Source organism: Dysgonomonas sp. HDW5A (assembly GCF_011299555.1).
In the GTDB taxonomy this organism is placed as follows: domain Bacteria; phylum Bacteroidota; class Bacteroidia; order Bacteroidales; family Dysgonomonadaceae; genus Dysgonomonas_A.
The window spans coordinates 1769238-1788587 of record NZ_CP049857.1; the positions used below are offsets into that span (position 1 = coordinate 1769238).

The window sequence follows — 19350 nt, forward strand, 5'->3', positions numbered from 1 at the left end:
ACAACTAAAAATAGAAATGGCATACTCTATCTCTGAAATAGCAAAGGTCTTAAAAATAAAAGATATCCATAATCCCGATTCGTCTATCACACATTTGCTTACTGATAGCCGAGAGGTGTTTAATCCCGAACAGACACTGTTCTTTGCACTGAAAACTCCCAATAACGATGGGCATAAATTTGTAGACGAACTTTACATTCTGGGAGTGCGTAACTTTGTTGTGCAGACCATACTTCCCGAATGGAAGAACCTCAAAGGTATTAACCTGCTCCATGTAAAAGACTCTTTGCTGGCTTTGCAGAAGGTGGCTACTTTTCATCGCGAACATTTCAAAATACCCGTAATAGCCATAACTGGCAGTAATGGTAAGACCATTGTTAAGGAGTGGATTTATCAAATGCTCGGCTCAGAGAAAAATATTACACGGTCGCCCCGAAGTTATAACTCACAATTGGGAGTGCCTTTGTCGGTTTGGCAATTGAATGAAAATTCGGAGCTGGGACTTTTCGAAGCCGGTATCTCTATGCCCAATGAAATGACCCGCTTGCAAAAAATAATACAGCCGACCATCGGAGTATTTACCAATATTGGAGATGCACATCAGGAAAACTTTAGGGATCTGAAGCAAAAATGCCTCGAGAAATTAGAGTTATTTGTCAATTGCGATGTTATAATTTGTGAAGAGGGTAATAAACTTCTTGATGAATGTCTGGAGGCTACCTGCCTTTCTCAAAAAAGCTTTACCTGGTCTTATAACAATCGGTCGACCAGTCCTTTGCTTATTCTCAAAGTAGAGAAGCTCGAAACAAAATCGCTTATTACCTATTCTTTTCTCGGTTTGCCTTTTACTGTAGATTTGCCATTTACGGACGATGCTTCTATCGAAAATGTAACCAGCAGCATAGCAGTAGCTTTGTATCTGACTACATCTATCGAAACAATAAAAGAAAAGGTCAAAGAGCTTGAGCCCGTTGCCATGCGTCTGGATGTGCGTAGAGGGAAGAACAACAATATAATTGTCAACGATACATACAATTCGGACATTAATTCGCTGAAAATTGCCTTGTCTTTTTTAGGACAACAATCCGCTGAAGATTCTCCAAAACGTACACTTATTCTTTCCGATATATTGCAGTCGGGTTTTTCGGATGAGGCACTTTATCAGTCTGTTTCCGATTTAGCCGATTCAGCTAATATTGGTCGTATTATCGGTATAGGTCATCACATATCCGATCAGCAGAAATTATTTGCCAATATTCCGCATATATTCTTCGATTCAACAGAAGATTTTATCAGTTCGGGAATCTGGAATGAGTTTCACGAAGAAACAATTCTTTTGAAAGGCTCGCGTCACTTTGAATTCGAACGAATAACCGAGCTTATTGAGCAAAAGAACCACGAAACAGTATTGGATATTAATCTGGATGCTATACTTCATAACTATAAGTTCTATCGCTCGCGGATGAATCCCCAAACGAAAATCATCTGCATGGTTAAAGCAGACGCTTACGGTTCGGGTTCGGAAGAAGTTGCCAAGATACTTCAATATCACAAATGCGATTATTTTGCTGTTGCCATTGCCGAAGAAGGAGTAATTCTGAGAAAAGCGGGAATAAAGACTCCCATAATTGTACTTAACCCCGAAGTCGCAGGTTTTAATCAGTTATTCGAATCGTATCTAGAGCCCGAAGTCTATAATTTCAGAATTTTGGATGCCTTTATAAAAGAAGCACAACGCAGAGGAATTTCTGATTTTCCGATTCATATAAAAATGGATACAGGCATGCATCGTCTGGGCTTTACCGAAGAAGATCTGCCTTTATTGCTCGATCGTTTGAAGTCTCAGCAAGCTTTGAAAGTAAAATCGACTTTCTCGCATTTGGCAGCAAGCGAAAGCTGGGCATTTGATGATTTTACTACAGAACAAATTTCACTTTTCAAGAAACTGGCTTCTACATTGCAAAGCGGTTTGGATTACCCTATTTGGCGTCATATTCTTAATTCGGCAGGAATAGAACGTTTCCCCGAGGAGCAAATGGATATGGTACGTTTAGGCATTAGTCTCTATGGTGTAAGTGCCAGTGGGCAAGATGGCTTGCGTAATGTTTGTACTTTAAAGACAACTATCCTGCAAATAAAGCACCTCAAAAAAGGCGAAACCGTAGGCTACGGTAGGAGAGGACAGCTCGATCATGATGCCTCTATAGCTACTATTCGTATCGGGTATGCAGATGGGGTGAGTCGTCAATTTGGCAATAACACAGGACATGTGCTTGTAAAAGGCAATTTAGTGCCGATTATTGGAAATATTTGCATGGACTTGTCGATGATAGAAATTACAGGACTCGATATTAAAGAAGGAGATGAAGTGGTTATTTTTGGCGATCAACTATCGGTTATTGATCAGGCAAAGAAAATAAATACAATTCCGTATGAGATATTAACTTCAGTATCAGCTAGAGTTCGGAAAATTTATTTCAGAGAATAATAGACTGTATTACACATACATTCGAAAGAATCGCCACTGCTTTAAATCAATTTTTTAAAGCAGTGGCGATTTTCGTATAGCAATGTTTAAGCAATTTTTCTTTAGAAGATATATCCAACACCAAATCTCAGATTTGAGATTTTAGCACTACGATCTTCATAATAGTTATCATAGCCTCTCAGACCTTTTTTATAGTTCGTATATATATTTATTTTCTTGATTCTATAAGAAACTTCAAATTGCATACCTAAATCGATTCTATTTTCTGCATCAAACTTTATATTCTGCTTATCGGAAGAACCTGACTCATTATCTCTGCTTCCTGATATCGCATATGCTATATAGGGACCAGTTTTTAAAGACAATCCTTTAATAAAGCCATTAGAGATTGTATATTTAGCCAATACAGGAAGTTCAATATACGAGAGGCTTAAATTATAGAAATATTGGGCATGATGGGCACCTTCCTTCGAAAACAAAAGCCCTGGTTCCATTGAGAAATTATCATTAATATTAAACCCGTACATAACTCCAAAATGATAGCTTAACCTATTACTTGCTAAATAATTAGTCAAAGTAGATGAGCCAAGACCGCCTCTCACTTCAATTTGCGAAAAGAGACATACGGGAATCAATAAAAACAAATATAAGCTAAGAATTTTCTTCATTTGAATAAGATATTAAAAAGATAAGGGTAAATAAATAGTGAAAAATGTGTTTTTTTCATACTTCCTTTAATTTAATTAAAGAATGTGCAAGCCTGAGAATGTATGTAAATATAGAAAGAAAACCTGATAGTTTGTTCTCCTTAATTAATCCCTTCTTTTAACTCAATTTAAATATTCCTAGCCAAAAGAGGTATTTAAGTGTTGTATATGTAGTCTAAACAATGTATTTTTGCCTCAATTTATTGTCTAAACAACTAAGTGGGTTGGTTTTTATTTATTGCATTGGTAAGTATTTCTATAAAAGTTAATTATAATTAGAAATAGTATGCAATAAATGTTTTACTTTACGTTACCTATTTAAAATGTACACAACACATGAGTAAAAGAAATTTTCTCTGGATTTTGTTTTGCGTTGGAGCCTTAAGCAGCAATATATCAGCACAAAGAACACTAAGTCTTGAGGATGCCCGAAATCTGGCAATCCAGAATAATAAACATCTGAAGATGGCTTCCGAAGAAGAAAAGGTGGCCTTTTATGAAAAGAAGGAGGCTTATTTAAAGTATTTTCCTAAATTTTCGATTGACGGACTTTATATTCGAAATCAAAAGAATCTAAACTTGATAGGCTCCTCGGCTATTCCGGGATCTATTACCCTTCCCGATTTGTCAGGTTTAGGAATCCCTATTCCTCCCGGAACTCAGGTTCCCATCCCTCAGGAGTTTTCCGATAAAATACGATCTATAGGTGAGGTCGATATAAAAAACATCTGGCTGGGTGCTATATCGTTAACCCAACCTCTGTTTATGGGTGGACGCATTGTCGCTTATAATGATATAATGAAAAATGCTCAGGAGTTGGCAAAGTCAAAAAAAGATACTGAGCTTCAAGATGTTATTGCCGAACTGGATGCTTCTTACTGGCAGATTGTCTCTTTAGCATACAAAAAAGATCTTGCCGAATCGTACCTCAAACTATTGCAAAAAATGCATTCTGATATCAGCATAATGGAATCGGAAGGGGTTGCTACGAAAGCAGATGTATTATCGGTATTGGTCAAAGAGAATGAGGCAGATATGACCTTAACAAAGGTTGAGAATGGATTGAGTTTGGCCCGAATGTTTTTTAATCAGTTGTGTGGGCTTGAAATCGAAGATAAGATAGCATTAGCAGATGAAAATAGAGAAATGCTGATTTCGACAGAAGCTCCCGTTGCTCCTTCGATTGAAGAAGCATTTCTGAACCGACCCGAAATAAAGAGTCTGGAGCTGGCAACCAAGATATATAAAGGCAAAGAAAAAATTGAGAGAGCCGAATTTTTACCCGAACTAGGCTTAATTGCAGCATATACATGGACTAATCCCAATGGTTTCGATGGTCTCCAAAATACATTTGGCGGAATGTGGAATGTAGGAATAAAGCTTAGCGTACCGCTTAATTTTATGTCGAGTTCTGCGAAGCTGAGTGCTGCAAAAGCTCAAACCCGAATTCAGGAATATCGAGTGGAGGAGGCGAAAGAAAAAATCGAACTCCAAATCAATCAATCGGCTTTTAAATTGAATGAAGCTCACAAGAGGTATGTCTCTTCAGAGAAGAATATGGAAAAAGCCAATGAAAATCTTAGATATGCTACCGTTGGTTTCGAAGAGGGAGTTATCCCTGCATCCGATGTCTTGGCTGCAAATGCCGCATGGCTATCGGCACACTCTGAAATGATAGACTCACAAATTGATGTGAAGCTATGCAACGTATACTTAAATAAAGCATTGGGTAGAAGTTTAACCGATATAAAACAGTAAAACAGGTTTGTTACCTTAAACAAGATAGAATATGAGTAGAGAAGATAATAAATCAGGATCAAAACTTATTCCGATTCTCGGTTTTGCAGCAGTTATAATTGCTGTTGCCATATATGGTTTCTTTTTTCTGAATCAGGAAGACAATACATTGCAGGGGGAAGCTGAGGTTACCGAAGTACGTATTTCGAGTAAAGTGCCCGGTCGTATCGAAAAATTCTTTGTAGAAGAAGGCGATTCTGTTCGTAGAGGCGATACTCTCGCTATACTAAGTGCCCCCGATGTGTATGCTAAACTGTCGCAAGCTACTGCTGCCGAACAAGGAGCTGCTGCACAAAGTAACAAAGCTCAAAAAGGAGCCAGAGTGGAGCAGATTAATAGTGCTTATGAAATGTGGCAAAAAGCAAAAGTAGGAGTCGACATAGCTCAGAAGTCTTTTACACGTGTTCAGAATCTCTATAATAAAGGAGTAACAACCGCTCAGAAACGAGATGAGGCAGAAGCAAATTATAATGCAGCCGTGGCTACCGAAAAAGCGGCTAAATCTCAATATGATATGGCGAAAAACGGAGCCGAACGTGAGGATAAAGAGGCAGCATTGGCTATGCTAAACAGAGCTAAAGGTGCTGTTGCTGAAGTTGATTCTTACATTACCGAAACATATCTTATTTCGCCTGTTGACGGACGTGTTTCAGAACGATTCCCTAATGTGGGAGAATTGGTTGGCACAGGCGCACCTATTATGAATGTCACTGATCTTTCTAAAAAATGGGGAACTTTCAATGTGAGAGAAGATCGTTTGGAAGATTTCAAAATCGGACAAACCCTCACAGCTTTTGTTCCTGCTATAAATAAGGAAGTAAAGCTAAAAGTATATTATATGAAAGATCTGGGTTCATACGCTGCATGGAAGGCAACTAAAACCACAGGAGGGTATGATCGTAAAACATTTGAAATAAGAGGTCACTTTGTCGAAAATCAGCCGGATATTTTACCCGGAATGTCACTTATAATAAAAGAATAGAAGTAGGGGCGTATTGCATACGCCCGAAAAATAAATGGGCGTATGCAATACGCCCCTACAACACTAAATAAAGAATGGCTTCAGAAAAAGGTATGTGGGTAGTATTCATAAGGGAATGGAAACGTATATTATCTTCCAAAATATGTATTTGGGGGATGATTATAGCTCCATTGCTTACTTTTGGGTTGCTTATGTATATGATGAATGCCGGTTTACCGACTCAAATTCCTATTGCGGTAGTAGATTTAGATAATTCTGCCACTTCACGATCATTAGTTCGTCAATTGGATGCCTTTGCTAAAACGGATATTAAATTTAAAAGCCTTTCTTTTAAAGAAGCACGTACCGAAATGCAGCGGGGACAAGTATATGGCATATTTACGATTCCACGTAATTTTGCAAAAGATGCCGTTTCGGGCAATCGTCCCAAAATAGTATTTTATACCAATAATGCTTTCCTTATATCGGGTTCACTGCTGTTTCAGGATATGAAGACGATCAGTGTATTGGCTTCTGCCTCGGTTGGTCTTCGGATGGGTGAAGCCAAAGGATATACTCAGGGGCAATTAATGCCTATATTGCAGCCGATAAGTATAGAAGCTCATCCTATAGGAAATCCAAGCCTTAATTATTCAGTATACTTGAATAATGTGCTTACTCCCGGTATTATCTTTCTGATCTTGGCGATGTTTACTATTTCGAGTTTCGGATCAGAAGTGAAGATGGGTACCGGACGACAGTTTCTTGATTTAGCCGGAGGCTCTACGGTGAAAGCTGTTTTTGGGAAAATATTACCTTACACGATTCTGTTTTTTATATTGTCCCTCTTTTTCATGTCGATACTTTACAAATACAATAATTTTCCGTTAAACTCAGGTTTCTTTCCTATGTGTTTTGCTTACCTGTGTCTGATATTATCGGCTCAGGGATTTGGATTGATGCTGCTGGCTGTTTTCGGAAATTACCGCCTGTCGTTGAGTGCTGCCAGTTTGCTGGGGATGATTTCGTTTTCGATAACAGGATTCTCCTTCCCGTCGATAGCGATGAGTCCGGTTCTTTATGGACTAAGCTTTTTGTTTCCGCTCCGCCATTTTTTCTTGATCTATATCGATCAGGCACTTAATGGAATAGCATGGCAATATTCGGCTTACCACTATGCCGCTCTACTTGGATTTTTCCTTTTAGGATTAATATGTATGGGGCGGATTAGAAACTTTATGTACGAAAATGTATACGAAGAATGAAAAAACTACTGCTTGATATATATTATGTGTGGCTAAGCGAATTGAAGGTAGTCTTTCGCGATCCGGCGGTAGTTCTGCTGTTTCTGATTGTTCCGCTTGCCTATCCGGTGTTATATGCCTTTTTGTATAATAATGAAACTGTTCATGAAGTAAAAGTTGTTGTAGTAGACGAATCTAATACAACTCTTTCTCGTGAATTCACCCGAAAAGTGGACGGTGCTGCCGATGTAAATGTAGTTGCACATGTCTCCAATATGGAAGATGCCCGCGAGGCTTTAAGACGTAAAGAGGCTTATGGAATTATTTATATCCCTAAATCATTCAGTACCAATTTGAATAGGGCAGAGCAAACTTCTGTATTAGTTTACTCCGATATGAGCAGTATGCTTTTTTATAAAGCCATGTTGCTGACCTGTACGGAAGTATCTTTGGAGATGGGAGCAAATATTCGTGTAAATGATATGGGGCATGGTACACAGGAGCAGGATGCTTCGACTATGAAGGCTGTCGACTATGAATGGATATCTTTATATAATGTGTCTAATGGTTTTGCCAGTTTCCTGGTTCCGGCTATTCTTATATTGGTTATTCAGCAAACCCTTCTGTTAGGAGTAGGAACCCTTGTGGGTACGCATAACGATAAGAAACGTTTTACGGTTGCCTCACATACCGGAGACGGGCGAAATGTTCATCCGTTGAAGCTGACTATCGGAAAAGCATTCTGTTACAGTACGCTTTATATCGTTACATCAGCCTGGGTACTGAGGGTAGTTCCCTATTTGTTTCATCTGCCTCAGGTAGGCGATCCGCTAACAATAGCTGTATTTCTCTTTCCGTTTATACTGGCTGCAACCTTCTTTGCGATGACTCTTTCGTACTTCTGTTCTCAGCGTGAATTTGTGATGCTGCTAGTTGTATTTACCAGTGTACCCTTTCTGTTTATGTCGGGTATTTCATGGCCTTGGGTATCTATACCTCCTATGCTGAAAGCAGTTGCTTATATATTGCCGTCAACACCCGGTATACATGGTTTTGTGAGTATTAATACCATGGGAGCCTCTCTAACCGATGTTTGGTTCGAATTCGTAGTACTGTGGGTGCAGGTTATCTTCTATTGCGTAGCTGCAACTGCCATGTATTATTGGTGGATAGATAATTACGATCCTAAATATAAAGGAAAACACCCTTCTATAAGTAAATTCTCAGATCATATTTAGACTTGTTTCTATCATATAGCCAACTTAAAAGTCAAGTATTGAACTCTTAAGTTGGCAGATTATTTTTTTTTAACTATTGATTAGTCAATAGTTTTTCATATTTTTGCAAAAAGCATATTGATTATGGATAGTCTGTATTCACTCGGATTTTTATTAAACAGAGCTTCGTTCTCATTGGATAAAATGTTGAGAGTTGAGCTTAAACGTAATAACTTAGAATTGCCTCACTCGCAATTTATCGTATTGCGTTGCTTGTACTATAAAGATGGATTGAATCAGCAGGAGATAGCGACTTTGCTTTGCAAGGATGCAGCTGCGATAAAACGTACTATTGATAATCTCGAAGACAGAGGCTTGGTGTCCCGTGTGCATGTTTCGCAGAGAGAAAACTCGATCCGGATTACAGAGGACGGAAAAAACTTGATGCCTTTGGCTCTCAAGTGTGGTGATTTAGCTCTCGATAAAGTGCTGAAAGATATAGAGACAGACGATTATGAACTACTCAAACAATTACTGCATCGTATTTATTTGAATGCTGAACAAACTTGATATTTTTTTACTGCAAATATTGACTAATCAATTATTGAAATCTGGATATGAAAAAATTAGGATCAAAAGGACTTAAAGTATTAAAAACACTTCACCTCATATTTGCCATGGTATGGACTGCCGGAGCAATTGCCATGGTATTAATCACTTTTTTGATAAAAGCCCAGTCGGGAGATGAACTGCATGTAAAATACAGTATACTGCTTTTGATTGATAACTGGCTTATAATTACAGGAGCAATGACCAGTTTGGTTATTGGTATTGTGTACGGAGTATTTACCAACTGGGGTTTCTTTAAACAGCGATGGATTGTGGTGAAGTGGATAATTACCGTAGCACAAATATTATTCGGGACATTTGCCTATCATCCATGGCTTACCAGAAATCTGGAAATTATAGGTGAATTGAAAGAACAGGCTGTGTACCATACTGAATTTATGGCTAATAACAGATGTATGGAAATCAGTGGTTTTTTTCAGTCTGGCTTGCTGTTGTTTATGATTGTAATTTCTGTTTTCAAACCGTGGAAGGCTAAAAAGCGTTAGACTTAATTGATTCTATATATAAATAAAGAGCTCACAGAATGTGAGCTCTTTATTTGTTTTAATATACTGAAAAGGTATAATGCCTTAATGTTTGAACCAGCTGTCCGGGATATCTTGTATGCCGCCTCCGTTTATGCTGTACTGAAGTTTAAGAGTATAACCACCTCCGCCTTCAAGAAAATCGATTTGGAAAGGATGCATACCTTTTTCCAGAGCTATTTGTCCGCTTTTCATTACAGCAGAATGTTGTCCGTCATTATCGACAACAGGTTCTCCTGCAATATATAATACACCTCCATCATCACAATTGAAGAAGAAGCTGTAAGTTCCGGTTTCAGGAACATCAATATATCCATTGAATTTTAAACCGAATGAATTGGTTTCTTTGGGAGCTTTGATATTGGTAACTACGAATGTTTCATCAGGAGTACCTTGTATTTCCGATGTGTTTTTGTAATACTTATCGAAGAAACCGCAAAGAAGCCCTTGCAATGGGTTTTCTACAAGTACCGCCTTCTTTAAAGTAGAAGGTTTGAAGTTTAAAGTATATATCTCACCTCTTACGCCGCTTGAGCTGAATAGAGCCATTTTAAGTAGTGTAGGTTGAGATATTGTAAGTGGTTGCAGTAACTTGGCCGAATTGACAGTTGGCGTGCTGCCATCGGTCGTATAATGTATAGTCATGCCGGCAAGTGGACTCTGTACAAAAAAGTCTGTCGCATCAATAAATACATTTTCTTGAGCAAAACCTTCAATATCGGGCAGCCTGTAATTTACACCCATAGCATCCAGTCTTGGATACTGTTTTAATAAGCGTTGAGAAAAATCATCGAATCTGCTTGTGCTGTTTGTCCATACACGTTCGGCCAGTGCAATCATACGAGGATACATCTGAAACTCGGCTTGTTGTTCTGACGGGATCATTTCTGTCCATAAATTGGCCTGAGCTCCTTTTATGAGATGCGCTTTGTCTGCAGGTACATCACTTGGAATAACCTCCATGTGATAAACATTATTTACGCTGATATTATTATTTACATAATCGAAGTACAGAGGATTGGTTGGAGTCATAATAACTTCACTGTTTCCTAATACTGCTTTTTTTGGTGAGTCTTTTACCCAGCCTCTCCAATACATTACTGTAACATTTGGGTTTGTTCCTCCATCAAGAATCTCATCCCAGGCAATTATTTTTTTGCCATGTGCTTCAACAAACTCTTGCATTTCATGTACGAAATGGCTTTGCAGCTTTTCTACATCCTCAATGTTATTAGCTTTCATAAACTCTTTACATAATGGAGAATCTTTCCACGACTTTTTGTCAACCTCATCTGCTCCTATATGTATATATTTTGATGGAAATAGATCTATAACTTCCTGTAATACATCTTTAGTAAAAGTATAAGCCTCTTCTTTGCAGGCACAAACCGGTGTGGAAAAAAGTTCTCCCCACTCTGATTTTTCTCCCTCAATAAGATACGGATATGCATTTATAGCCGCCATCATATGGCCGGGAACATCTATTTCGGGAATAATTTCTATGTGTTTCGATTGTGCATAAGCTATAAGATCTTTCATTTCTTCCTGAGTATAGAACCCACCATAAACGGTTTTACCATCTTTTTCATGAATAAAACGAGGGTCTATTTTGAAATTTGGATTCTCTTCCGCTTTTTTCATGCAAGCAGAATCTTGATTGTTGAAAGTACGCCAAGCCCCTTCATTGGTAAGTTTGGGGTACTTTTTTATCTCAAGACGCCATCCTTGGTCATCAGTTAAATGTAGATGAAATTTATTGAATTTGTAAAGAGACAATCTGTCGATATGTTTCTTCAAGTAGTCAAGTGTGAAAAAATGGCGTGATACATCCAGATGCATTCCTCTCCAATCAAAAGCAGGGCTATCCTCTATCCGAAGGCTTGGGATCGAAGCAGATGCGGGTACATTATAACTCGCCGATTCAATATTTGCAGGCAGTAATTGTCTGAGAGTTTGTAATGCATTGAATGCTCCATGTCCGTCACTCGCTAAGATTTCAATTCTGTTGGGACTAACATTCAGAATATATGCCTCGGCTTTTTCCAATTGAGAACTGTATTTTATCTCGATCACATTTTTAGAACCTTTTTTAACAATGGGAATGTTTTTTCCGATAGCCGATTTTAGCAGCTCCTGTAAATAAGTGGCTTCATTGTTAAATTTGTCCATATCTGAAACGACAATTTTAGTCTTATCGTTGATGACAAAATTTCCATTATCTATTTTAATATTCGAAGGGTAGGGAATAAGAGGTAATTCTTGTGCATTCGAATTTTGTGCACAAAGAATAAATCCACTTATCAAAAGTAAAAACACGTAAAACTTTTTCATGATTGGTAAATAGGTTTATAGTATGATTATGTAAATATACGATTTTTGCCCAAAAGGCAGACTTAACTATATCGGTCTTTTGATTTTTATAGTTAGTGTTATTTTGACAAATAATCAATATATTTGAAGTCCGAATAGTCAAATGTTACACTATATAAAATATTAATATCGATGAAAAAAACATTCGCAACAGCTTTTGTTATGGCGTCGGCCGTTTTAAACCTGATGGCTCAAAATCCGGCGATAGAAAAACGGGTAGATGACCTGCTTAAACAAATGACGCTCGAAGAGAAGGTCGGACAATTGAATCAGTATACAGGAGATTGGTCTGCTGCTACAGGTCCTATTACTAAAGATGGTGATAAACAAAATCAAATTCGCACAGGACAGATTGGTTCTATGCTGAATGTAAAAGGAGTGGAGCATACACGCCAGTGTCAGGAAATGGCAATGCAATCGAGATTGAAAATTCCATTGCTTTTCGGACAAGATGTAATTCATGGTTATAAAACAACATTCCCTATTCCATTAGCAGAAGCTGCCAGTTGGGATCTGGATGCAATTGAGCTGGGGTCACGTATTGCTGCTGTGGAAGCTGCCGCAAGTGGGATACACTGGACTTTTGCTCCTATGGTTGATATCAGTCGCGATCCTCGTTGGGGACGTGTGATGGAAGGAGCAGGAGAAGACCCTTATCTGGGTTCGTTGATTGCTAAGGCAAGAGTTAAAGGCTTTCAGGGCGAAAAGCTCGGCGAAACGAATAGTGTAATGGCTTGTGCCAAACATTTTGCAGCCTATGGTGCTGCTGTTGGCGGACGCGATTATAACTCGGTTGATATGAGTGACCGTATGCTTTGGGAAGTATACCTTCCTCCCTTTAAAGCGGCTTTGGATGCGGGAGCTGCTACCTTTATGAATTCATTTAATGACCTCAATGGTGTTCCTGCAACAGGTAATGCCTACTTGTTACGCGATATTCTCAAAGGTAAATGGGGCTTTACAGGCTTTGTTGTATCGGATTGGGGATCGGTTGGAGAAATGATACCTCATGGTTTTGTAAAAGATGGAAAAGACGCAGCTTTAGTAGCTCTTACCGCAGGGAGCGATATGGATATGGAGAGCAGATGCTACAAAAATAACTTGGCTGATCTGGTTAAAGAGAAAAAGGTAGACATTGCTTTGGTTGATGATGCGGTAAGACGTATTTTATACAAGAAATTTGAATTGGGTTTATTCGAAGATCCTTATAAATATAGTGATCTTAAAAGAGAAAAAAGGGAACTTAACAACCCCGAGCATACTAAAGCTGCCAGAGAAATAGGAGCTAAAAGTATTGTACTATTGAAAAACGAAAATAATGTTTTGCCTCTGTCTAAAGAAACTAAAACAATTGCTTTTATAGGACCTTTAGTAAAAGAGTACAGACAAAATCTAGGTTTCTGGTCAGTGGAACTGGATGATGTAGACTATGATAAATTTATAGTATCTCAATGGGATGGGCTTCAAAATAAAGTGGGTAAGACCTCGAAGTTGCTTTATGCTAAAGGCTGCGAAATAGAAGGTGACGACAAAAGCGGATTTGCAGAAGCTGTATCAATAGCTAATCAAGCCGATGTGGTAATACTAAGTATCGGTGAAAGACGTGATATGAGTGGTGAGGCAAAAAGTCGTAGCGATATTAGCCTTCCCGGAGTTCAGGAAGAGTTGGTAAAAGCTATCCAAGCCACAGGAAAGCCTGTAGTTGTTTTAATTAATGCAGGTCGTCCGTTGGTGTTTAATTGGACTGCCGATAATGTTCCCGCTATTCTTTATACATGGTGGTTAGGATCAGAGGCAGGTAACTCTATTGCAGATGTATTGTTTGGAGATGTAAATCCTTCGGCTAAATTACCTATGACTTTTCCTCGATCGGTGGGTCAGATACCTATTTATCACAGTTACTTTAATACAGGTAGACCTGCGAAAAATGAGAATGACCTGAATTATGTATCAGCATATATTGATTTGCCTAATTCTCCTAAATTTCCTTTCGGATACGGACTGAGCTATACAACATTCGGATATTCCGATTTGAAACTATCTAAAAAACAAATCAAAAAAGGTGAAACTATCGAAGTTACTGCCCGTATAACCAATACCGGAAAATATGCAGGTGAAGAGGTTGTACAATTGTATCTACGAGATAGGGTAGGATCGGTTGTTAGACCTGTGAAAGAATTGAAAGGCTTTGAAAAGATAAAATTAAATGCAGGAGAGAGCAAAACGGTGACTTTTGTTATTGATAACGAAAAACTATCTTTCTACAATCAAAAGCTGGAATTTGATTCAGAACCGGGCGAATTTGATCTTATGATTGGTTCATCGGCTGAAGACATCAGATTGAAGTCAGAATTTGAACTGCTTTGATCAGTTGGATATGGAAAAAAGAAAAAGTCTGAAGATATCTTCAGACTTTTTCTCTTTTTGCTCTCCCTCTTGGACTTGAACCAAGGACCCTCTGATTAACAGTCAGATGCTCTAACCAACTGAGCTAAGGAAGAGTATAAACTCTTAGATAATACAATAAAAAAAGCTCTCCCTCTTGGACTTGAACCAAGGACCCTCTGATTAACAGTCAGATGCTCTAACCAACTGAGCTAAGGAAGAATGTTTTTTTGTTGCTTTTCTCCAAAAGCGTAGCAAAAGTAGGGCTTATTTCCGAATTATGCAATATCTTTGCATGAAAATTTAAGAAAAATGAAGGTATTAGGAATGGGAAACGCCTTAGTGGACGTTTTAGCATTGATAGACAACGATATTCTATTAGAAGAATTGGGGCTTCCAAAAGGAAGTATGCAGTTAATTGATGAGGCAAAAAAAGAATCTTTGCATCTAGCAATGGCTGACAGAGAAAAATTTGTGGCTTCGGGAGGTTCTGCCTCTAATACAATAAATGGTCTTGCCCGCCTCGATATTGCAACCGGTTTTATCGGACGTGTAGGTAAAGATTTCTACGGAACCTATTATAAACACGATCTTGACAAATGTAAAGTAACATCACATCTGATTATAACCGATGATGAAGCTTCGGGTATTGCAACTACATTTGTTTCGAAAGACGGACAACGTACTTTCGGTACTTTCTTAGGTGCAGCTGCAGGGTTAACTGCTGAGGACTTGAAAGAATCGGATTTTGTAGGATATGACTATTTCTACATTGAAGGATATTTAGTTCAAAATCTCGATTTGATTCGCAAAGCTATAACATTGGCTAAAGAAGCAGGATTGAAAGTTGTTCTGGATATGGCAAGTTATAATGTAGTAGAAGCTAGTCGTGATTTTCTGCTTGAGATTATTCCTAACTATATAGATATTGTTTTTGCTAACGAAGAAGAAGCCGAAGCATTATTTAATTTGGATGCAGAGCAATCATTAGACCTTTTGGCAAACGATGTGGAGATTGCTATCGTGAAAGTAGGAGAGAAAGGTTCATGGATAAAGAGAGGCGACGAAAAAATATTTGTGCCTGCTTTGAAAGTAAACTGCATTGATACTACCGGAGCCGGTGATTTGTATGCTGCCGGATTTTTATATGGTTTGATTAAAAATCAATCTTTGGAGAAAAGCGGAGAAATGGGTACATTACTTGCCGGAAACGTAATACAGGTAGTAGGTCCTAAAATGGATGACGCCAAATGGGATGAGCTGATTATTGAGTTAGCGAAATAAGTTTTAAGCGAAATATTTTTTACTTATATATAATAAAAGGGGGAAGGAATTTCTCCTTTTTTTGTTTCTGTAATGAGGGAAGGGTATAAAGCAAAAAAAGGTTGTCATCACGACAACCAATCTTCATTGTTAACCTTAAATCTAATACCATGAAAAACACAGTACAAATATAATGGCTTTTATGTTATAAAACATACTTATAGATCATTATTTTGTCGTCATTAATGTTATTTAACGATTTTCGGTGTTTGGAAGCTCTTTTTGAGGCTTTATTCCTAGTTCCTTTAACATTTCTGCTTGCCTTATTAAGTTTCCGTTACCATCTTTGAGTTGTATAAAAGCTTTATCGTAGCTTTTTTGTGTACGGTCTATATTCTTTCCTATTTCTTGAAGGGTCTCTACAAATCCTGCGAATTTATCATATAAAATAGCACCACGTTTTGCTATTTCCTGAGCGTTACGGCTCTGTGCTTCTCTTTTCCAAAGGTCGGCCACTACTTTAAGCGATGCGATGAGATTGGTAGGACTGATTAGCAAGATGCGCTTGCGGTAAGCATAATCCCAAAGCCCCGAATCTAATTGCATAGCCAATATATAAGCCGGCTCGTTGGGAATGAACATCATGACAAAATCCAGAGATTCGATATAATCCTGATACGCCTTACTGCTAAGTTCATCAATATGTTTCTTGATGGAGATAATATGCTCTTTCTCGGCAATAATTCTCATCTCATCCGTATCAGCCTCTACATATCTGATATAGCCATTGAGAGAAACTTTGGAGTCTATTACAATTTTTCGACCACCCGGATATAGAATAACAATATCGGGTTGAAGAGCTTTATTTTCACTATTCAGTATCTTTTGCCCGTTTTCGTCGGTAAGCATATCCTGCGAGAAATACTCCTCCCCCTTCTTTAAGCCCGATTTTTCGAGTATAGACTCTAATATCATTTCACCCCAATTGCCTTGTATTTTATTATTTCCTTTGAGAGCCTTAGTCAGATTATTGGCATCTTCACTGATCTGATGATTGAGTACTACCAGTTCGCGGATACGTTCTTCGAGCGAGAAACGTTGTTTCGATTCTTTGTCATAAGTTTCTTCTACTTTCGTTTTGAATTCTGTTAATTTCTCACCTAAAGGCTTTAATATCGATTCCATATTCAACCTGTTGATGTCAGTGAAACGGCTCGATTTTTCTTCCAGAATCTGATTGGCTAATATCTGGAAATCCTTATTCAGTTGTTCCCTTGTATTTATAAGTTCCGATTGTTGATGCTTTAGTTGCTCTTCTTTGGCTTGAAGATTAGCTTTTAGGTTTGCCGATTCGTGTACCGCCTCAAGTTGTTTAGTCTGTAAGTTGGCTACCTCCGAGTTGAGGTGTTGATTTACACTCTTTAACTCCTTTATCTCTTGTTTTCCGGTAGAATATATCCACCAAATAATAAAAATAGAAAAAACTACAATTATTGTGATATAAATAAACTCCATGGCACTTTTTTTGTTCTAATCTATATGTTGAAAATTATAGGCAAAGGTAATAAGTATAGAGGAGTAAGCGTTTAATGCAACAGAATTTAATTACAACCGTCTGCTGTATTCATGCTTGCCGAGGTAATAAATAGGTCTGTGACCTGAAAGATCCTTTATTGTGATTACTTTTGTTTCAAATTAGCTGTTGATGAAGATATATTATAGTAACTATTTTCCACCTAAAGGTTTTGCCGCAATTAATCTGTTTGGCATTATAATCGGGCGGAAAGAATATGGCAGTTTGTCAAAGTATGAACTGAATCACGAAAAAATACATTCCAGACAAATAATAGAGATGCTATGGGTCTTTTTTTATTTAATTTATCTTCTTGAATGGCTTTTTCGTTTGATTCAATATCGTGACAGAGTTGCAGCATATTATAATATCTCGTTTGAAAGAGAAGCGTATGATAATGATACAAATCTTAATTATCTGGACAATAGAAAATGGTATGCATTTTTAAATTATATGTATAAAAAAGAAAGGTAGGTAAACCATGTCAAACTCAAATAAACGTGTAAATACGATTTTAAAATATGCAATTGCACTGGCTTGTTTCATGACGATGCAGGTTTCGTGTGCACAAAAAAACGAAAATTTAAAACAAGACAATATGAATTATAATAAATTGACCTCCGAAGAAGAGCGGGTGATTATCCATAAAGGAACCGAGTATCCTTATAGCGGTGAATATGTAAATAATAAACAATCGGGAACATATGTTTGTAAAAGATGCGATGCGCCTCTTTATAAATCGGCTGATAAGTTTGATTCACATTGTGGTTGGCCGTCTTTTGACGACGAAATTCCCGGAGCCGTAAAACGGGTTCCCGATGCGGATGGTATGCGTACCGAGATCATCTGTACCAATTGCGGTGCCCATCTCGGACACGTATTTCTTGGCGAAGGTTTTACCGCAAAAGAGACTCGTCATTGTGTAAACTCTATTTCTCTGAAGTTTATCCCTGATGTAAATAAAAATATCCGTAAAGCATACTTTGCTTCGGGCTGTTTCTGGGGAACAGAATACTATTTTATGAAAGCCAAAGGAGTAAAACATACCAACGTCGGTTTTATGGGCGGGCATATAGATCATCCTACATATGAACAGGTTTGTACAGGAAAAACAGGACATCTCGAGCTGACAGAGGTTGAATATGATAGTAAGCAAACCACTTATGATGAAATGGTGAAACTATTCTTCGAAACTCACGATTTTACGCAAACTAATGGGCAAGGACCGGATATTGGTTCTCAATATCTATCTTGTATATTTTATAGCAATGAAGAAGAGAAAGAAATTGCTCAGAAATACATTGCAATACTAGAGAGTAAAGGCTTTAAAGTAGCTACTATGTTGAAACCCGTATCTACCTTCTGGAAGGCAGAAGATTACCATCAACAGTACTACGAGCATAAAGGAACAACTCCCTATTGCCATTCTTATAAAAAAATATTTTAATAATGTGTTGACTACTAGATGATTGATGTTTTTGTTTGCTTGGAGTGTTTTTATATTACAACAATCCCATTATTTTTGTGATTCGTTATAATGCATAATAAGCAAATAAAAGCATATAATGAACTATTTAGGAGCTGACAACCCAGGGGTGTAATAGCTGCCAAAGTATGAAGATGTGATTAAACGGTAAAACTAAAAATAAAGATTATGTTGAAAACTATTTTATCTGTATCCGGTAAACCGGGATTATTTAGACTCGTGTCAAATGCTAAGAATATGGTTATTGTTGAGTCATTAACAGATAAAAGAAGACTTCCTATCTATGCAAGAGATAAGGTTGTTTCTTTAGGTGATATTGCAATGTATACCGATGAGGGAGAAGTTCCTTTGAGTGAAGTATTGACCAAGATTCAAGTGAAAGAGAATGGAGCACAAGCTTCTGTCGCTACTAACTCTAAACCTGACGTATTAAAGAAATATTTCGCAGAGATACTACCTACTTATGACAGAGATAGAGTTTATGATACCGATATCAAGAAATTGATCAGCTGGTACAACCTTTTATCTGCTGCAGGAATCGCTTTTGCAAGTGAAGAAGAAGCCGCTACCCCTGAAGTAAATGAAGAAGCTCCGGTTGCCGAAGTTGCCGCTAAAGAAGAAGAGGCTCCTCAAGAAGAAAAACCAAAACGTAAGCCAAGAGCAAAAAAAGAGGATAAATAAGGTTGCAAACCTTTATCCTGTATT

15 protein-coding genes and 2 tRNA genes are annotated in these 19350 nt (G+C 37.8%); 12 read left to right on the forward strand and 5 right to left on the reverse strand.

What is annotated here, in order from left to right:
- Positions 1–16 precede the first annotated feature (16 nt).
- Positions 17–2488 carry a bifunctional UDP-N-acetylmuramoyl-tripeptide:D-alanyl-D-alanine ligase/alanine racemase gene (locus G7050_RS07350; protein ID WP_166113363.1) on the forward strand — a complete coding sequence of 824 codons (2472 nt, stop codon included), beginning with the start codon at positions 17–19 and terminating at the stop codon, positions 2486–2488.
- Between the two features lie 101 nt (positions 2489–2589).
- Here the strand turns inward: G7050_RS07350 and G7050_RS07355 are convergent, their stop codons facing one another.
- Positions 2590–3156, reverse strand: coding sequence for a porin family protein (locus G7050_RS07355; RefSeq protein ID WP_166113366.1), 567 nt, complete (start codon positions 3154–3156; stop codon positions 2590–2592).
- A gap of 375 nt (positions 3157–3531) precedes the next feature.
- On the opposite strand from G7050_RS07355, the gene G7050_RS07360 reads away from it, so the two are divergent.
- From G7050_RS07360 to G7050_RS07385, 6 genes are all read left to right on the forward strand, one after another.
- A complete protein-coding gene (locus G7050_RS07360) occupies positions 3532–4953 on the forward strand; it encodes a TolC family protein (protein WP_166113369.1) in 1422 nt (473 codons plus the stop codon).
- Between the two features lie 31 nt (positions 4954–4984).
- Positions 4985–5974 (forward strand): HlyD family secretion protein, encoded by a 990-nt coding sequence (locus tag G7050_RS07365; RefSeq protein ID WP_166113372.1) that lies wholly within the window; start codon positions 4985–4987, stop codon positions 5972–5974.
- 74 nt (positions 5975–6048) lie between these two features.
- Positions 6049–7218, forward strand: coding sequence for an ABC transporter permease (locus G7050_RS07370; protein ID WP_166113375.1), 1170 nt, complete (start codon positions 6049–6051; stop codon positions 7216–7218).
- Positions 7215–8435 (forward strand): ABC transporter permease, encoded by a 1221-nt coding sequence (locus G7050_RS07375; RefSeq protein ID WP_166113378.1) that lies wholly within the window; start codon positions 7215–7217, stop codon positions 8433–8435. The genes G7050_RS07370 and G7050_RS07375 overlap by 4 nt, the downstream gene beginning before the upstream one ends.
- Before the next feature lie 123 nt (positions 8436–8558).
- Entirely contained in the window at positions 8559–8984 is a 426-nt protein-coding gene (locus tag G7050_RS07380; protein WP_166113381.1) for a MarR family winged helix-turn-helix transcriptional regulator, read from the forward strand.
- A gap of 47 nt (positions 8985–9031) precedes the next feature.
- Positions 9032–9529 carry a hypothetical protein gene (locus G7050_RS07385; protein ID WP_166113384.1) on the forward strand — a complete coding sequence of 166 codons (498 nt, stop codon included), beginning with the start codon at positions 9032–9034 and terminating at the stop codon, positions 9527–9529.
- Between the two features lie 84 nt (positions 9530–9613).
- On the opposite strand, the gene G7050_RS07390 is transcribed toward G7050_RS07385, so the two are convergent.
- Complete coding sequence (locus G7050_RS07390; protein WP_166113387.1) at positions 9614–11899, reverse strand: family 20 glycosylhydrolase; 2286 nt, start codon at positions 11897–11899, stop codon at positions 9614–9616.
- 171 nt (positions 11900–12070) lie between these two features.
- Here G7050_RS07390 and bglX point away from each other — a divergent pair, with 171 nt between their 5' ends.
- Positions 12071–14305 (forward strand): beta-glucosidase BglX, encoded by a 2235-nt coding sequence (bglX, locus tag G7050_RS07395; protein ID WP_166113390.1) that lies wholly within the window; start codon positions 12071–12073, stop codon positions 14303–14305.
- A gap of 60 nt (positions 14306–14365) precedes the next feature.
- Here the strand turns inward: bglX and G7050_RS07400 are convergent.
- Both G7050_RS07400 and G7050_RS07405 read right to left on the reverse strand, forming a co-directional pair.
- Positions 14366–14439 (reverse strand) — tRNA-Asn (locus G7050_RS07400).
- Positions 14440–14471: 32 nt separating this feature from the next.
- Positions 14472–14545: transfer RNA gene (locus tag G7050_RS07405), tRNA-Asn, on the reverse strand.
- Positions 14546–14635: 90 nt separating this feature from the next.
- Here G7050_RS07405 and G7050_RS07410 point away from each other — a divergent pair.
- Positions 14636–15607, forward strand: coding sequence for an adenosine kinase (locus tag G7050_RS07410; RefSeq protein ID WP_166113393.1), 972 nt, complete (start codon positions 14636–14638; stop codon positions 15605–15607).
- Between the two features lie 231 nt (positions 15608–15838).
- Here G7050_RS07410 and G7050_RS07415 read toward each other — a convergent pair whose 3' ends face one another.
- On the reverse strand, positions 15839–17101 hold the full coding sequence (locus G7050_RS07415) for a DNA recombination protein RmuC (protein WP_166113396.1): 1263 nt from the start codon (positions 17099–17101) through the stop codon (positions 15839–15841).
- Between the two features lie 190 nt (positions 17102–17291).
- Here G7050_RS07415 and G7050_RS07420 point away from each other — a divergent pair, with 190 nt between their 5' ends.
- The 3 genes from G7050_RS07420 to G7050_RS07430 all read left to right on the forward strand — a co-directional run bounded on the left by G7050_RS07420 (position 17292) and on the right by G7050_RS07430 (position 19326).
- On the forward strand, positions 17292–17633 hold the full coding sequence (locus G7050_RS07420; RefSeq protein ID WP_166113399.1) for a hypothetical protein: 342 nt from the start codon (positions 17292–17294) through the stop codon (positions 17631–17633).
- Positions 17634–17640: 7 nt separating this feature from the next.
- A complete protein-coding gene (locus G7050_RS07425; RefSeq protein WP_370521865.1) occupies positions 17641–18606 on the forward strand; it encodes a bifunctional methionine sulfoxide reductase B/A protein in 966 nt (321 codons plus the stop codon).
- Between the two features lie 207 nt (positions 18607–18813).
- A complete protein-coding gene (locus G7050_RS07430) occupies positions 18814–19326 on the forward strand; it encodes a DUF5606 domain-containing protein (RefSeq protein WP_166113402.1) in 513 nt (170 codons plus the stop codon).
- The last annotated feature ends 24 nt before the right edge of the window (positions 19327–19350 follow it).

What these genes read in the sequence shown, in the direction of transcription:
- bglX (WP_166113390.1), top strand. Translation starts at nt 12,071, where the DNA reads ATGAAAAAAACATTCGCAACAGCTTTTGTTATGGCGTCGGCCGTTTTA.
- G7050_RS07425 (WP_370521865.1), top strand. Translation starts at nt 17,641, where the DNA reads ATGTCAAACTCAAATAAACGTGTAAATACGATTTTAAAATATGCAATT.
- G7050_RS07375 (WP_166113378.1), top strand. Translation starts at nt 7,215, where the DNA reads ATGAAAAAACTACTGCTTGATATATATTATGTGTGGCTAAGCGAATTG.
- G7050_RS07370 (WP_166113375.1), top strand. Translation starts at nt 6,049, where the DNA reads ATGGCTTCAGAAAAAGGTATGTGGGTAGTATTCATAAGGGAATGGAAA.
- G7050_RS07380 (WP_166113381.1), top strand. Translation starts at nt 8,559, where the DNA reads ATGGATAGTCTGTATTCACTCGGATTTTTATTAAACAGAGCTTCGTTC.
- G7050_RS07420 (WP_166113399.1), top strand. Translation starts at nt 17,292, where the DNA reads ATGAAGATATATTATAGTAACTATTTTCCACCTAAAGGTTTTGCCGCA.
- G7050_RS07360 (WP_166113369.1), top strand. Translation starts at nt 3,532, where the DNA reads ATGAGTAAAAGAAATTTTCTCTGGATTTTGTTTTGCGTTGGAGCCTTA.
- G7050_RS07355 (WP_166113366.1), bottom strand. Translation starts at nt 3,156, where the DNA reads ATGAAGAAAATTCTTAGCTTATATTTGTTTTTATTGATTCCCGTATGT.
- G7050_RS07410 (WP_166113393.1), top strand. Translation starts at nt 14,636, where the DNA reads ATGAAGGTATTAGGAATGGGAAACGCCTTAGTGGACGTTTTAGCATTG.
- G7050_RS07350 (WP_166113363.1), top strand. Translation starts at nt 17, where the DNA reads ATGGCATACTCTATCTCTGAAATAGCAAAGGTCTTAAAAATAAAAGAT.
- G7050_RS07415 (WP_166113396.1), bottom strand. Translation starts at nt 17,101, where the DNA reads ATGGAGTTTATTTATATCACAATAATTGTAGTTTTTTCTATTTTTATT.
- G7050_RS07430 (WP_166113402.1), top strand. Translation starts at nt 18,814, where the DNA reads ATGTTGAAAACTATTTTATCTGTATCCGGTAAACCGGGATTATTTAGA.
- G7050_RS07390 (WP_166113387.1), bottom strand. Translation starts at nt 11,899, where the DNA reads ATGAAAAAGTTTTACGTGTTTTTACTTTTGATAAGTGGATTTATTCTT.
- G7050_RS07365 (WP_166113372.1), top strand. Translation starts at nt 4,985, where the DNA reads ATGAGTAGAGAAGATAATAAATCAGGATCAAAACTTATTCCGATTCTC.
- G7050_RS07385 (WP_166113384.1), top strand. Translation starts at nt 9,032, where the DNA reads ATGAAAAAATTAGGATCAAAAGGACTTAAAGTATTAAAAACACTTCAC.